Origin of the sequence: Luteibacter anthropi (assembly GCF_023699965.1) — a bacterium.
GTDB classification, from domain to species: Bacteria; Pseudomonadota; Gammaproteobacteria; order Xanthomonadales; family Rhodanobacteraceae; genus Luteibacter; species Luteibacter anthropi.
Genome location: NZ_CP077072.1, coordinates 2,605,985 through 2,620,039 on the forward strand (window position 1 = coordinate 2,605,985; position 14,055 = coordinate 2,620,039).

Here is a 14,055-nt window from a genome sequence, read left to right on the forward strand (position 1 = left end):
CCGCCGCCTCTACCCATCTCACGGTGATCTTGTAGGAGCGCGCCTGCGCGCGACCGGTTGTCGCGAAAACCATCATCGTTTCGATCCAACCGGTCGCGCGCAAGCACGCTCCTACAGGGATGCGGTGTCGCAAGACGGATCGCCGATGCGACCGGCGCCACCTCACGACTAACCTGACGCAACTACTGTCGTGTAGGAGCGCGCTTGCGCGCGACCATTCATCGCGCAGAACATCATCGTTGCCGTTCAACCGGTCGCGCGCAAGGCGCGCTCCTAGAGGGGGCGCGTGTCGCACGATGGATATCGAATCGATCGGCGCCAAAGCCGATTCGACCGCATGAAAGGCGTATACCGATGCGATGCAGTGCGTCTTTACGGAATACATGGCCGAAACCGAGTTGCCGAATCAACGCGGTGTCGCCCGGGCGATGTCGGGCGTCAACGTGCTGTATCGCATGCGTCTGCAATGCATCAGGCAGGCGAACGGGCGGCGCATATGGGGCGAGGTGCGTGCGCTGGGAGGCGCGAAATGATCGTGGGGCTGTGGGAAGTGGGTGTCGCGCTGATGTTGCTGGTGGTGAACCTGCTTATCTACCTGAGCAGCTATGGCGGGGCGTGTTCACTGGTGACGGGGGCGCGGATGTTTTCAGTGCTGTCGTTTGTGGTGTTTATTGCCGGGTCGTACGCCGTGGGCGATATGGCGAGCATCCATCGCCGATGCGATCGGCTCCTACCCCTCCGGTAGCAGCGTTACGTTGTAGGAGCGTGCTTGCGCGCGACCGGATGAATCGAAACGATGAAGGTATTCGCGATAACCGGTCGCGCGCAGGCGCGCTCCTACAGGGGTGCAGTAACCCCAGAGGTTTTTCCACACGATCACCATGAGATCGGCAGAGGCGACGGGGGCGGCCCTTGGCGCGACTTGATGGAGGTGAGGGGAGCGGGCGGAAAAGGCCGCGTAGCGGGGCCGGCCAGGAAGGCCGGCCTTTCCTGCCGAGGCACGGAGGCCGAGTCAGGAAACCCCGCCCACTCCCCGGGCCCGAAGGGGCGAAGCCATAAGACACTGAGCCGCGTAGCGGCTCTCCTTTCCCGAGGGACACCGCAGGCCGGAGCGCCAAGGGCCGCCCCCGTCGCCTCTGCAACGCCACGCCTCACGCGCCGATGCGAGGCCGTAAGCCGAGCCTTCCCTACGGAGCGAAACACCACATGGGCTGGGTTCCTACGGAGCGCAACATCGCCGATACGATCGGCTCCTACCCCTTCGGTAGGGATGCCTCTTTCAACTGGCGATGCGGCGTATCAAACGGTCGCGCGCAAGCACGCTCCTACAACGCATATCGGGGCGAAAAAGAAACGGAGCCATGAGGCTCCGTTTCTCGTGCTCGCAGCGGTCTTACTTGCTATCGGGGGTCTTTGCCGATGCGCGCTGCTGCATGCGTGCCTTGAAGGCTTCCATTTCCTGGTGGCGCTTCTGGTCCTGCGCGAGGCTCTCGTCGAGGCTCTTGCGCATCGTGGCGATGGCGGCGTCTACGTTTTGCGGCTGCATCTGCGTGCGGGCCAGGTGACGGTAAGCGTAGTCACGCACGCGCGGGTTCTGCGACTTGGCGAGGATGTCGTTGTACAGCGCGGGCAGTTCCTTCTGGCGACCGGACATGATGTACAGGCGTTCCAGGCCGCGGATGTCGCCGATTACGCCACTGCGCATGCCGCCGTGGCCGTGCTGGCTCCAGCCGCCCTTACCGTGGTCGCCACCGGGGCCGCGGCCCCACTTCTGACCCTGGCCCTGGCCCTGCGGGGCACTGTGTGCGGCCGGAGCGGCCGGAGCTTGCGGGGCGGCATCCTGCGCGAACGCGAAGGCGGCCGAACCGGCAAGGAGGAGTGAAACTGCGCTGGCGATAAGGGTCTTGCGTTGCATGAGATGTCTCCGGGTTGGGCTTGCACGGGGAAAAACGTGCCGTAACGACGACGGTTGACCGTTACGTTGGCGTTCGCTCAGATTCGCGGGAACTCCCGGTATGCAACCTTTTGCGGTCGGGCGGCATCCATGCCCGGGTCAGACACGCCCCCGGAGGATTTACCCATGCGTCAGTCACTGTTTGCCTTGCTGTTGCTTGTCCCCGCCGTTGCCATGGCCGATGGCCGTTGCGAATTTCACGCCGACCGCCATCTCGACCTCGATTTTTCGGGCGTGCGCCAGGTGCGTTTCCTCACCGGTTCTTACGAGCTGGAGGTTGCCGGAAATGCCTCTGGTAATCGTGGTTCGGCCGATGGAAAGGCTTGTGCATCCGACAAGGATGCCCTGGAGAATCTGGTCATCACCCAGAGCCGGGACGGCGACGTGCTGACGGTCACCCTGGGAAATTTTGCTCCCCAGTGGCATTGGAACAGCGGCTATAACGACCTGCGCGTAACGGCCAGCGTGCCAGCCGGCGTGCCGGTTCGCGTCGAAGTGGCTTCGGGTACCGCGAAGGTGCGCAGCGTGGCGTCGCTGGACACCACCGTCGCCTCCGGCCTGCTCAAGGCCGAGGGTGTCAAGGGCCAGGTCGGTGCACGGGTGGCTTCCGGGCAGGCGACGTTCACCGACATCGGCTCCTTGAATGTCGAAAGCGTCGCGTCCGGGTCGCTCGATGCCCGCCAGATCCGCGGCAATGCCACGCTGGGATCCGTGGCCTCGGGTTCCCTGCGGGTCAGCGGGGTAAACGGTAACGTCAGCGCGCGTGGCGTGGCCTCGGGCGGCCTCACGGTCAGCGACGTGAAGGGAAGCCTCGCCGTGGACCACAAGGGCAGCGGCAGCATCAACTACTCCGGCATCGGCGGCACGGTAGACGTGCCGAAAGACCGATAAACACCGGCGACCACTTCCGGCATGCTCGTGTCGGCGAAATTCCATCCTGTAACGTTTGGCTGTCCAGCCGCTCATCTCTACCGGCCCAGACTTCCACGGAGGCTTCATCCATGCGTCAACTCATCCTCGCCGCCCTCCTGCTGGCACCCGCGGCGGCATTTGCCAGCAATCACTGCGAGTTTCACGCCGACCGCAATCTCGATCTCGACCTGAGCGGTATCAGCAAGGTGCACTTCGTCACCAACGCCTTCGACCTCACGGTGGAAGCCAAGGGCAGCGGCACGCGTGGCAGCGTGAGCGGCAAGGCATGCGCATCGGACCAGAAGCTGCTCGACGGCCTGGCGGTTACCCAGCAGAAGAACGGCGACACGCTGACCATTGCCCTGGAAAGCAAGGAGAGCAGCTGGGGATTCGGTAGCCACTACACCGACCTCAAGGCCAACGTGGCCATTCCGGCCAGCATCCCGGTCGAGCTGGAGGTGGGCTCGGGCAGCGCCAAGGTGCGCGGCCTGAAGTCGTTGGACACCCAGGTCGGGTCAGGCGAGCTTGAAGCCAACGACATCGCCGGACCGGTCACCGTGAAGGTGGGTTCGGGTGAAGCCGCCTTCCGCGGCATTGGTCCCCTCAATGTGACGGCGGTAGGCTCGGGTGACCTGCGTGCCAATGAGATTGCCGGCGATGCCAGGGTGGACACCATCGGCTCCGGTGACGCCGAGATTGGCGGCGTGAAGGGCAGCCTGTCCGTGGACCGCATCGGCTCGGGCAGCCTGGCTGTCGGTCATGTCGAGAAGAATCTCACGGTGCGCAAGAAGGGCAGCGGCGACCTGAACTACACGAAGGAAAACGTCGGCGGCAAGCTGGATGTGCCGAAGCAGGATTGATTCATGCCTGCACGTGGCCGCGACGATCGCGGCCACTATCATCTGCCCATCTTGGGTGGGAATCTGCGGATGAACTGGTTGCCGGAGTCGCTGCGCGGATTACGCCGCGACATGTTGTTCCTCACGCTCCTGGCAGCGTCGGTCGTGTTCGCGATCGCGCTGCCGTCGCGCCTGCCCGAATGGCCCGGGCTGGTCGACTGGCCGACTATCGCGGCACTTACAGGTTTGCTACTGCTCACCAAGGCAGTGGAGACGAGCGGCGCCCTGCATGTGGCGGGTCACTGGCTGATCGATCGCACGGCCACTCGTCGCATCGCGGCGCTCGGCCTCGTCGCGGCCACGGCGCTGCTGTCGATGCTGCTGACCAACGACGTCTCGCTCTTTGTCATGGTGCCGTTGACACTCAGCATGTGCCGCATCGCGCGCATGCCGGCGACCAAGCTGGTGATCTTCGAGGCGCTGGCCGTCAATGCTGGCTCGATGCTTACGCCCATCGGTAACCCGCAGAATCTGTTCCTGTGGCAGCAGTGGGGCAACGGCTTCGGCGGCTTCGTGCTGGCGATGTTGCCGCTGGTGGCCTTGGCGCTAGGTTTGTTGCTGGTTGTAACGGCTTTTGCTTTTCCCGCAACGCGCCTCGAAGTGCACGACCGTGGCGACGAGCAGGTGGATCACCGCATGCTGATCGTCGCGGCAGTGCTGTACCTGCCTTTCATCGTGCTTGCCGACATGCACATGGCAGGCTGGGCCTTGCTCGGTGTCTTTGTCGTATTTCTGGCGTTTCGGCCGCGTATCGTCGTTGCGATCGACTGGGGGCTGTTGCTAACCTTCGTGCTGATGTTCATCGACCTGAAGCTGCTGGCCGGGCTCCAGGTGATTCGTGATTTCATCGGTGGCCTGGGTCTGGATCATCCGGGGCATCTCTACGTCACCAGCGCATTGGTATCCCAGGTGATGAGCAATGTGCCGGCGACCATCCTGCTCAGCGAGTACTCGCATGACTGGCGCACGCTTGCGTGGGGCGTGAATGCAGGCGGATTCGGCGTGGTGCTTGGTTCGCTCGCAAACCTGATTGCCTTGCGCCTGCTTGGTGAGCGCAAGGCATGGCTTGCGTTTCATATCTGGTCGATTCCCTTTTTCATCGTGGTGGGCTTGCTGGGCTGGGCGTTGCTCTAGCTCGCGTTATCCACATGGAATGTGGAAAGCCACTGCATAAGGGTGTGGATAAGCCGGGAGCGGGCTTTCGTGTCAGTAGCTTGCATTGCCTTGGTCAAACCGTGACCACTGTAGGAGCGCGCCTTGCGCGCGACCGGGGTCGTCGTGCTGACCGGTCGCGCGCGAGGCGCGCTCCTACAGAAGCTGGTTATCCACATGGAGTGTGGATACGCGCTGCATAAGGGTGTGGATAAGCCGGAACCGAGCTTGCGTGTCAGCAGGTTGCGTTGCAATGGTTAAAACGTAACCACTGTAGGAGCGCGCCTTGCGCGCGACCGGTTTCCGCGACAACCCCGGTCGCGCGCAAGGCGCGCTCCTACAGAAGCTGGTTATCCACATGGAGTGTGGATACGCGCTGCATAAGGGTGTGGATAAGCCGGAACCGGTCTTTCGTGTCAGCAGGTTGCGTTGCAATGGTTAAAACGTAACCACTGTAGGAGCGCGCCTTGCGCGCGACCGGTCAGCGCGACAACCCCCGGTCGCGCGCAAGGCGCGCTCCTACAGAAGCTGGTTATCCACATGGAGTGTGGATACGCGCTGCATAAGGGTGTGGATAAGCCGGAACCGGTCTTTCGTGTCAGCAGGTTGCGTTGCAATGGTTAAAACGTAACCACTGTAGGAGCGCGCCTTGCGCGCGACCGGTTTCCGCGACAACCCCGGTCGCGCGCAAGGCGCGCTCCTACAGAAGCCGGTTATCCACATGGAATGTGGATACGCACTGCATAAGGGTGTGGACAAGTCGGATCGCGCTTTGGCAGTCAACGACTTGCGTTTCACTGGTCAATTCATGAGCAGCGCACGTCAATCGGGATAAGCCTGCCGGCACAGTGACACGACGACATCGCGCAGCCAGCGATGCGCCGGGTCTGCATCCATGCGCGGATGCCAGATGGCGCAGATGGTGAAAGGCGGCGTTTCCAGCGGCAGCTCGAATGACACCAGGCCCGGGGTGGTCGTGTCGGTCGCGGTCAGTGCATTGCCCAGGCAGGAGCGTGGCACGGTCGCGACGAGGCCGGCATGTTGCGCGATGCGCAAGGCATCGGGGAATCCGGGCACTTCGACGCGTACATCGCGCCTCAGGCCCAGTGCGTAGAGCGCCTCGTCCAGCGGATGGGGAGTACTCCCTTTCGGCAACACTGCGACATGAGCAAAGGCCGCGAATTGCTCTGCGCTGATGCGTCGCTGTTTCAACAGGGGATGGCCTTCCCGCACCACGCCGACCAGCCGGTCCTGAAACAAAGGCTGTGACTGCATTTCCGGCGCAGGAGACTCCACCACGCCGACGTCCAGGTCGATCTGCCCCTCGCGCAGCGGCGTCGCATCCTTGTCCGGCTTCGGCGCGAAACGAAGGCGTACGAGAGGTGCCACTTCGTTGATCGCCTTCAGCAACGGCAACGAGAAGAACGCGATGAACGCCTCGTTTGCGCGGATGGTGAACAGGCGGTCCAGCGAGGTGATGTCCACGCGGTCGCTGGGCGGGCTCAGCACCGCGTGTACGTCCCGCGCGAGCGCAGGCACGCGTTCGCGCAGGGCAATGGCGTGCGGGGTGGGTACCAGGCCGCGACCGGCGCGCACGAGCAAGGGATCGCCCGTGGCCAAGCGCAGGCGCGTGAGCGTGCGGCTCATGGCCGAGGCACTCAGGCCCAGGCGGCGCGCGGCGCGGGTCACGCTGCCTTCGGCAAGCAGCACATCCAGGGCGGTGAGCAGGTTGAGGTCGATGGCGTCCATGGCGCGAGGATACCGCCATATATGGCGTTGAATGCAATCATGTATTGATTCCTATGCGTCTTGCGCATGTATCCACCCGGGCGCAGCATGCGTTGGGTCACGACCTCCGAAGGACTCTCCCATGGTTTACACCCCCTCTATCCTCCTCATCGGCGCCTCGCGTGGACTTGGCCATGCGATCGCTGCGGAATGCCTTGATAAGGGCTGGCATGTCGTCGGCACGGTACGTCGCGGGAGCGGACATACGCCGCTGCACGCGCTGGCCGATGCCCATCCCGGCCGCGTAGAGATCGAGGTGGTGGACGTCTGCGAGCAGGCCCAGATCGCCGCGCTGCGCGACCGCCTGGAAGGGCGACGCTTCGACATCCTCTTCGTCAACGCGGGAACGACCAACCGCGACCCGAGCCAGACCATCGGCGAGGTGGCAACGGACGACTTCATGCACGTCATGCTGACCAATACGCTCGGCCCCATGCGCGTCGTCGAGGCGCTGGAGCGCAACGTGCCGGCAGACGGCATCGTTGCCGTGATGTCGTCGGGGCAGGGCAGCGTGGGCAACAACGAAGGCGGCCAGCGCGAGGTCTATCGTGCGAGCAAGGCGGCACTGAACATGTGCATGCGCAGCTTCGCTGCACGTCATGCCGGTTCGTCACGGGCGATGGTGCTGATGGCGCCGGGTTGGGTGCGCACGGAGCTGGGTGGTACGGGTGCGCCGCTCACCATCGAGGAAAGCATTCCCGGTCTCGTGGACGTGCTGCTGAAGCAGCAGGGCACCCCGGGCCTGCGATACCTGGACTATCGCGGCCGGACGGTGCCCTGGTGACACTCAGGCGCGGCGTGTGCCCTTGGCGCCCGTATTGCTGTTGCCCTTGTCGAACTTCTTGATGAAGTCGCGGACATCCGGGTAGACGATCTCGCGCCAGCGGCGGCCACTGAAGATGCCGTAATGGCCGGCCCCTTCGATGGTGATGTGCTTCTTCTGCTTCTTGGCGATGCCCTTGCAGAGGCCATGCGCAGCTTCGGTCTGGCCCAGCCCGGAGATGTCGTCCAGCTCGCCTTCGATGGTGAGCAGGGCGGTGTTCTTGATCTTCGCCGGCTGCACCAGCTCCCCGTGCACTTCCCACGTGCCCTTGGGCAGGCGGTGTTCCTGGAACACGGTTTCGATGGTGTCGAGGTAGTACTCGGCCGGCATGTCGAGCACGGCGTTGTATTCGTCGTAGAACTTGCGATGCGCCTCGGCGTCGTCGAGGTCGCCCTTGCGCAGGTTTTCGTAGAAGTCCCAGTGCGACATGAGGTGGCGGCTGGGATTCATCGCGATGAAGCCGGCATGCTGCAGGAAGCCCGGATACACGTCGCGTCCCGCACCCGGATACTGGTAAGGCACCTTGTGGATCAGCTGGCCGCTGAACCACGACAGCGGACGCGTGGTGGCGAGGTTGTCGACGCTGGTGGGGCTCTTGCGCGTGTCGATGGGGCCACCCATGAGGGTGAGCGAGGCAGGCGTGTCTTCGCCACGGGCCGCCATCAGCGAGACAGCGGCGAGCACCGGCACGGTGGGCTGGCACACCGAGATGACATGCGCGCGATGCACGCCGACATGGCGGATGAATTCCTCGATGTACGACACGTAGTCGGCCAGCGAGAACGAGCCTTCTTCCACCGGGATCATGCGCGCGTCGACCCAGTCGGTGATGTACACCTTGTGGTCGCGCAGCAGGGTGCGCACGGTATCGCGCAGCAGGGTGGAGTGGTGGCCCGAGAGCGGCGCCACCACGAGCACCGCCGGATCGTGCTTCATCTTGTCGACCGTGGCCTGGTCGTCGGAGAAGCGCTTGAAGCGCTTGAGCGTACAGAACGGCTTCGCCATGGCCACCTGTTCGACGATGGCGACGTCATGCCCGTGGGCATGCACGCTGTGGATGCCGAACTCAGGTTTCTCGTAGGCCTTGCCCAGGCGGAACATCAGCTCGTAGCCCGCGGCGGCGCGGTCGGCTCCCGGCATGCGGGCGAAGGGGCTGGCGGCGTCGCCGAACATCTTCGCGCTGGCTTCGGCCCAATAGGTAAGCGGGCTGAGCATCGAGCGCTGCCATTCGTGCATGAGGTAGAGCATGCCGGTTCCGGGGGCGGGGAGATGGCGCATCATAACCAGTTGCGGCGCGCCATGTGTAAAGCCCCTGTTTTTACTCGATTTAAGGGGTGACCTTGCGGCAGACCAGCAGGACTTCGTCCACGCCAGCGCCCGGCGTGAAGCCCGGCGTGAAAGCCAGGGGCTTCTGGAAACGCACGCCCAGCGGCATGAAGACCTTGTTGTACCACCACATGGCGCGGGCCCGGCGATGGGTCAGGAACCACTGCCCCAGATCCAGCAGGCGGGAGGACTTCGGTTGCATGCCATAGACGGCGCTGCGCTCGATGGTGATCCCATGGCGGGCGAGCAGGGCGCGGATGCCGTCGGGCTCGTAGCGGCGGTAGTGGCCCACGAATTCATCGAAGGCGGTCCAGGCGGCAGGGTCCAGCGGCACCGACAGCAACAGGTGCGCTCCCGGCGTGGCGACGCGGGCCAGTTCGGCGACGGCGCCTTCGTCGTCCACCACGTGTTCGAGGATGTCGAGCGCGCAGACGAAGTCGAAGCTGGCGTCCTGGAAGGGCAGTTCACCGATGAGGCCGTGCGCCACATTGGCGCCGTGCTTCGCCAGTTGCGTGAGCGCGGGCTGGCTGAGGTCCAGGAACTGGGTATCTGCCAGGGGCAGGCGAGGGCGCAGGCCCGGGGCGATTTCCAGTCGACGGGTGGTCTTCGCCACCAGTTCGCTGACCAGCGGCCAGGTGTTGAAACGCTCCGGAGCGAACAGCTTCGCCTCGGACCACAGGCTGTCGTAGAAACGGCGATTGGTGCCGACCAGGTCGGCGTCGCTGCGCGGTGCCGATGGCCCCGAGGTGAACGATGAGAATGTCATGCGATACCTCGGGAACCGGTCGGGAATTACCGCAGCCGCGCCAGTTCGCGCAGCAGGGGCAGCCTGCGTACGCGCACGGCCGTGGCGCGGAAGACGGCATTGGCCAGGGCCGGTGCCGCGGAAGGAACGCCAACGACGCTCGCACCCGCCGGATCGGCGGTGGAGGGCACGATGATGGTCTCTACTTCGTTGGGCATCGGCTGCGTCGCGGACAGCGCGTAATCGCGCAGGCCGCTCTGCTGCACCTTGCCATCCTTGATGGTGATGGCGAGGTTGAGGGCAGTGGACAGTGCGTCCATGGTGGCGCCCTGCAACTGCGCTTCCAGGCCCTTCGGGTTGATGACCCGGCCGACATCGGCCGCCACCACGACACGCACGATGTCGATACCGTCCTGGGTGGGGGCGACTTCAACGGCATGGGCCACGTAAGCGCCGAAGACATAGGCGCAGGCGATGCCCAGGCCGTTCTCGCTACGCAACCAGCGGCTCCAGTCGAGCTTGTCGGCGGCGAGCTTCAGCACGTTCGCCATGCGGGCGGTATCGATGGGGCCACCGCGTCCGGCGTAGGGCAGCTGACGCGGGCTGCCCAGCAGGGCCACGCGGAAATCCAGTGGATTGGCCTGCACCGAATGCGCCAGTTCGTCGATGAAGCTTTCGCTGGCGAAGGTGGGCGTCACATGGGGTGAGCCGCGCCATTCGCCACGCTGCAGCTGCGACGACAGCGGATACCAGTCGCTGCGGAAGTTCGGCACCAGGCCGGCAGGGAGTGCGTCGGCTACCAGCTCGGACTGCCAGAGGCGATTGTCGGGAACGTTGCGGTTGACCAGCGCCGAGGGGCTGGCCATGCGCTGGTGCCAACCGACGATGTTCTTCTTGCGGTCGAGTGAGGCATTGAGACGGTGCACCGCCATGGGGCGGTAGTAGTCGTGACCGAGATCGTCGTCACGGGTCCACAGCACCTTGATCGGGCGATTGCGGATCGTGTCCGGCTTCTTCGCCAGGGCGATGGCCACCGCCTCGGCCACGTAGTCGGCTTCAAGGCGACGACCGAAGCCGCCACCGCCGCGCGGTACGCGGATATCGATCTGGTCCGGCTTCAGGCCTGTCATCCGCTGCACCACCGAGTACACCTGTCGCGGCGACTGGGTCGCGGCGATGACGGTAATGCTGGTGTCCGGGTCGAGGCGAACGGTGCAGTTGGGTGTTTCCGCGGTGGCATGGGCCACCCACGGCTGGAAATAGGTGGCTTCGAGGGCGCGTGCGGCCTTCTTGCGCACGGCGAGCACGTCGCCGTCGTTGCGCACCGTCGATGGCGTGGCCTGTTCGTTGCCGAACAGGTCGAGGGCCTGCTGTTCGAGCGTGCCGGTGGATGGCTCGGTGTTTGCGCCAGGTTTCCAGGTGGCCTTGAGCGCGTTGCGACCGGAGAGCGCCGCCCAGGTATCGCTGGCGAGCACCACGATGGCGGGCGCCTGCGCGGCGAGTCCTGCGGGCTGGCCTTGCTCAGGCGTCAGGTCGATGACAGCTTGCACGCCCGGAATGCGCCCGGCGGCTTCCCTGTCGGCCTGGTCGAGCGAACCGCCCGGATAAGGGCAGCGCGCCAGCACGGCGATGACGGGGTCGCCGATGTTGTCGTCGCCGGCATAGGCCAGTGCGCCCGTCACCACGGCAAGCGCATCGACGTCACCGGCCGGCTGGCCGATGAACTGGTAGCGGTCGGCCTGCTTCACCGGCGGCGCGCTGGACGGCGCGTCGATATCGGCGGCGCTGGCTGCGAGGTCGGCGTAGGAGATGCGGCGGCCATCGGCGGCCACGGCCATGCCGTTTTCGCCACGAAGCTGGTCGGCGGGGATGCCGAGACGGCGAGCGGCGGCCTGTAGCAGCAGCCAGCGCGCCAGGGCGCCGGCCTGGCGCAGGTCGGCCCAGGCGGCCGGGATGCTGGTGGCATCGCCGCTGCGCTGGTGGCCGTAGGTGAATTTCGCCTGGCCGTTGTCGACGCTGACGCCGAGGCCCAGCGGCTCGACGATGATGCGGCTCCAGTCGGCGTCCATTTCCTCGGCGATGATGCGGGCCAGGGAGGTGGCGGTGCCTTCGCCGTTATCGGGGTCGCGTACGCCGATGAACACACGGCCATCGGCGGCCACGCGCAGGTAAGGGCCCACCTGCGACCAGCTGTCGCCCAGCAGGGCCAGGGGCACCGGGCGCTCGGCGGCCTCGACGGAGCCGATGCCGATCACCAGGGCGCCAGCGGCACCGGCGGCGTACTTCAGGAAGCGGCGGCGGGAAAGACGGATCTCACCGCTCATGCCTTGCCGTCCTTCATGGTGTCGGCGGCGCGCTTGATCGCCTTGCGGATACGGCCATAGCTGCCGCAGCGGCAGAGGTTGCCGATCTTGTCGATATCGGCATCGGAAGGATTCTTCTGCCGGGAGAGCAGGTCGACCGCAGCCATGATCTGGCCCGGTTGGCAGAAGCCGCACATGATGGCGTCCTCGTCGATCCAGGCCTGCTGCACGGGATGCAGCTTGCCGTCCTTGCCGGCCAGTCCCTCGACGGTGGTGACCCGCTTGCCGGTCATCTTTTCCATCCGGGTCTGGCACGACGCCACGGCCTTGCCGTCGACGATGACCGTGCAGAAGCCACAGTCGCCCTGCTCGCAACCGTACTTGGCGCCGGTCAGACGCAGCACGTCGCGCAGGTACCACAGCAGCGGCATGGCCTTGTCGCCGGTGTGGCGGTAGCGCTTGTCGTTGACGATCAGATCGATGCCATCGCGTACGGGCTTGGGCGCCGGTTGACTGGCGTCATGGGCGTTGGGGACGGGTACGGGAGACGTCGGGCCTTGCTGTGCCATCTGCTTTCCTCAGCTGAACGGACGCATTGTGGCATCCGTTCAGCTGTTCAGCGAGCCACTTGGCTGAACAGCCGGCGCCACACGGCGTACACGGGCAATCCGGCAAGCACCACCAGGCAGACGACCCCGGCGCTGAGCGGTTTGGACCATGCGTACGCCGTGACCACGGCGATCACCGTGACCAGGAACAGCAGGGGCAGCAGAGGGTAGGCCGGGGTGACGAAGGCAGGGCGCTCGTTCACGCGACGGCGGTACCAGAACAGGGTGGCGATGGTGACGGCGTAGGCAGCCCAGTCGCCGAAGGTAGCGAAGTCGAGCAGCTGGCCGTAATTGGCTACCAGCACCAGGAAGATCGCCCAGCCGGAGAGCATCATCAGGGCGATGTTCGGCGTGCGGTGGCGCGGGTGCAGGCGCGACACCATGGAGAAGAACAGGCCGTCCTCGCCCATCACCTGCAATACGCGCGCACCGGCGACGAGGGTGATGTTGCAGAATCCAAGCGTGGAAATGGCAATGCCAATGGCGATGATCTTCGCGCCCGAGGCGCCGAATACGCGGCTCATGACATCGGCAGCCGGCGCCTGGCTGGCGGCGAGGCCGTCGTGGCCCAGCACGGCGAGGTAGGCGTAGTTGGTGAGCACATAGGCCGTGATCACTACCAGCATGCCAAGCACCAGGGCGCGCGGCAGGGTCTTCTGCGGCTCGCGCACTTCGCCGGCGAGGTTGTTCAGGTAAGCGAAGCCGGAGAAAGCGAACAGCACCGGCAGCAGGGCGCCGGCGAGGTTGCCCGAGGGCGGCGAGGCGCTGGCAGCGAGAGCCTGCGTGGTGCCGGCACCGGCGAACGCAAGCCCCGTGACCACCAGCACGGCAATGGCCGTTAGCTTCAGGATCGCGAACACGTTCTGTATCTGCGCGCCCAGGCGGATGCCGAACAGGTTGATGCCGGTCACGAAGACCAGGGCACCGGCCGCCAGCGGCTTCACCAGGGTGGGCGACAGCCCGAACACGGAGGTGGCATAGCTGCCGAAGATGGTCGCCACGGCGGCGGCACTGCCGCTGTAGATCACCAGCAGCATCGTCCAGCCGAACAGAAAGCCGGCCAGACGGCCAAATGCCTCGCGCAGGTAGACGTAGCTGCCGCCTGCTTCGGGCCGGCGCGCGCCCAGCTCGGCGTAGCAGAGGCAGCCCACCAGGGTGAGCAGGCCGCCGGCCACCCACAGGCCCAGCAGGATCAGCCCCGAGTCGGTGCGCTGCGCGGCGATGCCCGGATTGAGGAAGATCCCCCCGCCGATGATGCCGCCGACGACGATCAGTGCGGCGTCCATGAGGGTGAGGCGGCGGGCGTAGCCGGGGTTTTCCATGATGGGCGTCGCGGTGTGGTGATGATGGCCGTGCAGGATGGCGCGCGCCCCCACCTTACGCAAGGAAATGTCAGCGCTACCCATGCAGGAGCGCGCCCGCCACGGCCCCATCCCCCTGTAGGAGCGCGCCTTGCGCGCGACAGGCCAACGAAGCGATGACGAGGCGTGTTTCCATGGTTGCGTTCGGATAGCCTGCAAGGCGCCTGGCGTACCGGTCGCGCGC

13 protein-coding genes are annotated in these 14,055 nt (G+C 65.3%); 6 read left to right on the forward strand and 7 right to left on the reverse strand.

The features are described from left to right. Positions 1-383 precede the first annotated feature (383 nt). Both KR767_RS11470 and KR767_RS11475 read left to right on the forward strand, forming a co-directional pair. Positions 384-533, forward strand: coding sequence for a hypothetical protein (locus KR767_RS11470; RefSeq protein WP_250876408.1), 150 nt, complete (start codon positions 384-386; stop codon positions 531-533). Next, positions 530-745: a hypothetical protein gene (locus tag KR767_RS11475; RefSeq protein ID WP_250876409.1), complete on the forward strand. Its 216-nt coding sequence runs from the start codon at positions 530-532 to the stop codon at positions 743-745. Before KR767_RS11470 ends, KR767_RS11475 begins: the two co-directional genes overlap by 4 nt. A 648-nt stretch (positions 746-1,393) precedes the next feature. Here KR767_RS11475 and KR767_RS11480 read toward each other — a convergent pair. Beyond that, positions 1,394-1,915, reverse strand: coding sequence for a hypothetical protein (locus KR767_RS11480; RefSeq protein WP_166947558.1), 522 nt, complete (start codon positions 1,913-1,915; stop codon positions 1,394-1,396). A gap of 165 nt (positions 1,916-2,080) precedes the next feature. On the opposite strand from KR767_RS11480, the gene KR767_RS11485 reads away from it, so the two are divergent. From KR767_RS11485 to KR767_RS11495, 3 genes are all read left to right on the forward strand, one after another. Continuing rightward, positions 2,081-2,845, forward strand: a complete 765-nt coding sequence (locus KR767_RS11485) for a DUF4097 family beta strand repeat-containing protein (RefSeq protein WP_250876410.1) — start codon at positions 2,081-2,083, stop codon at positions 2,843-2,845. Positions 2,846-2,955: 110 nt separating this feature from the next. After that, positions 2,956-3,726 carry a GIN domain-containing protein gene (locus KR767_RS11490; protein WP_250876411.1) on the forward strand — a complete coding sequence of 257 codons (771 nt, stop codon included), beginning with the start codon at positions 2,956-2,958 and terminating at the stop codon, positions 3,724-3,726. Positions 3,727-3,729: 3 nt separating this feature from the next. Continuing rightward, positions 3,730-4,899: an SLC13 family permease gene (locus KR767_RS11495; protein WP_250876412.1), complete on the forward strand. Its 1,170-nt coding sequence runs from the start codon at positions 3,730-3,732 to the stop codon at positions 4,897-4,899. Between the two features lie 840 nt (positions 4,900-5,739). On the opposite strand, the gene KR767_RS11500 is transcribed toward KR767_RS11495, so the two are convergent. After that, entirely contained in the window at positions 5,740-6,666 is a 927-nt protein-coding gene (locus KR767_RS11500; RefSeq protein ID WP_250876413.1) for a LysR family transcriptional regulator, read from the reverse strand. Between the two features lie 121 nt (positions 6,667-6,787). On the opposite strand from KR767_RS11500, the gene KR767_RS11505 reads away from it, so the two are divergent. Next, on the forward strand, positions 6,788-7,489 hold the full coding sequence (locus tag KR767_RS11505) for an SDR family NAD(P)-dependent oxidoreductase (protein WP_250876414.1): 702 nt from the start codon (positions 6,788-6,790) through the stop codon (positions 7,487-7,489). A 3-nt stretch (positions 7,490-7,492) separates the two neighbouring features. Here KR767_RS11505 and KR767_RS11510 read toward each other — a convergent pair whose 3' ends face one another. From KR767_RS11510 to KR767_RS11530, 5 genes are all read right to left on the reverse strand, one after another. Further along, positions 7,493-8,776: a polyhydroxyalkanoate depolymerase gene (locus KR767_RS11510; protein WP_250876415.1), complete on the reverse strand. Its 1,284-nt coding sequence runs from the start codon at positions 8,774-8,776 to the stop codon at positions 7,493-7,495. Positions 8,777-8,855: 79 nt separating this feature from the next. Beyond that, complete coding sequence (locus tag KR767_RS11515; RefSeq protein ID WP_250876416.1) at positions 8,856-9,620, reverse strand: class I SAM-dependent methyltransferase; 765 nt, start codon at positions 9,618-9,620, stop codon at positions 8,856-8,858. A gap of 26 nt (positions 9,621-9,646) precedes the next feature. Further along, positions 9,647-11,923, reverse strand: coding sequence for a xanthine dehydrogenase family protein molybdopterin-binding subunit (locus KR767_RS11520; protein ID WP_250876417.1), 2,277 nt, complete (start codon positions 11,921-11,923; stop codon positions 9,647-9,649). Further along, complete coding sequence (locus KR767_RS11525) at positions 11,920-12,471, reverse strand: (2Fe-2S)-binding protein (protein ID WP_284732838.1); 552 nt, start codon at positions 12,469-12,471, stop codon at positions 11,920-11,922. Before KR767_RS11525 ends, KR767_RS11520 begins: the two co-directional genes overlap by 4 nt. Positions 12,472-12,518: 47 nt before the next feature. Next, on the reverse strand, positions 12,519-13,832 hold the full coding sequence (locus KR767_RS11530) for an amino acid permease (protein WP_166947576.1): 1,314 nt from the start codon (positions 13,830-13,832) through the stop codon (positions 12,519-12,521). Positions 13,833-14,055: the final 223 nt, after the last annotated feature.

Bases quoted from the DNA above. Each gene is read 5' to 3' on its own strand.
- KR767_RS11480 (WP_166947558.1), bottom strand. From the start codon at position 1,915: ATGCAACGCAAGACCCTTATCGCCAGCGCAGTTTCACTCCTCCTTGCC.
- KR767_RS11520 (WP_250876417.1), bottom strand. From the start codon at position 11,923: ATGAGCGGTGAGATCCGTCTTTCCCGCCGCCGCTTCCTGAAGTACGCC.
- KR767_RS11475 (WP_250876409.1), top strand. From the start codon at position 530: ATGATCGTGGGGCTGTGGGAAGTGGGTGTCGCGCTGATGTTGCTGGTG.
- KR767_RS11510 (WP_250876415.1), bottom strand. From the start codon at position 8,776: ATGCTCTACCTCATGCACGAATGGCAGCGCTCGATGCTCAGCCCGCTT.
- KR767_RS11515 (WP_250876416.1), bottom strand. From the start codon at position 9,620: ATGACATTCTCATCGTTCACCTCGGGGCCATCGGCACCGCGCAGCGAC.
- KR767_RS11505 (WP_250876414.1), top strand. From the start codon at position 6,788: ATGGTTTACACCCCCTCTATCCTCCTCATCGGCGCCTCGCGTGGACTT.
- KR767_RS11530 (WP_166947576.1), bottom strand. From the start codon at position 13,832: ATGGAAAACCCCGGCTACGCCCGCCGCCTCACCCTCATGGACGCCGCA.
- KR767_RS11490 (WP_250876411.1), top strand. From the start codon at position 2,956: ATGCGTCAACTCATCCTCGCCGCCCTCCTGCTGGCACCCGCGGCGGCA.
- KR767_RS11500 (WP_250876413.1), bottom strand. From the start codon at position 6,666: ATGGACGCCATCGACCTCAACCTGCTCACCGCCCTGGATGTGCTGCTT.
- KR767_RS11485 (WP_250876410.1), top strand. From the start codon at position 2,081: ATGCGTCAGTCACTGTTTGCCTTGCTGTTGCTTGTCCCCGCCGTTGCC.
- KR767_RS11495 (WP_250876412.1), top strand. From the start codon at position 3,730: ATGCCTGCACGTGGCCGCGACGATCGCGGCCACTATCATCTGCCCATC.
- KR767_RS11470 (WP_250876408.1), top strand. From the start codon at position 384: ATGGCCGAAACCGAGTTGCCGAATCAACGCGGTGTCGCCCGGGCGATG.
- KR767_RS11525 (WP_284732838.1), bottom strand. From the start codon at position 12,471: ATGGCACAGCAAGGCCCGACGTCTCCCGTACCCGTCCCCAACGCCCAT.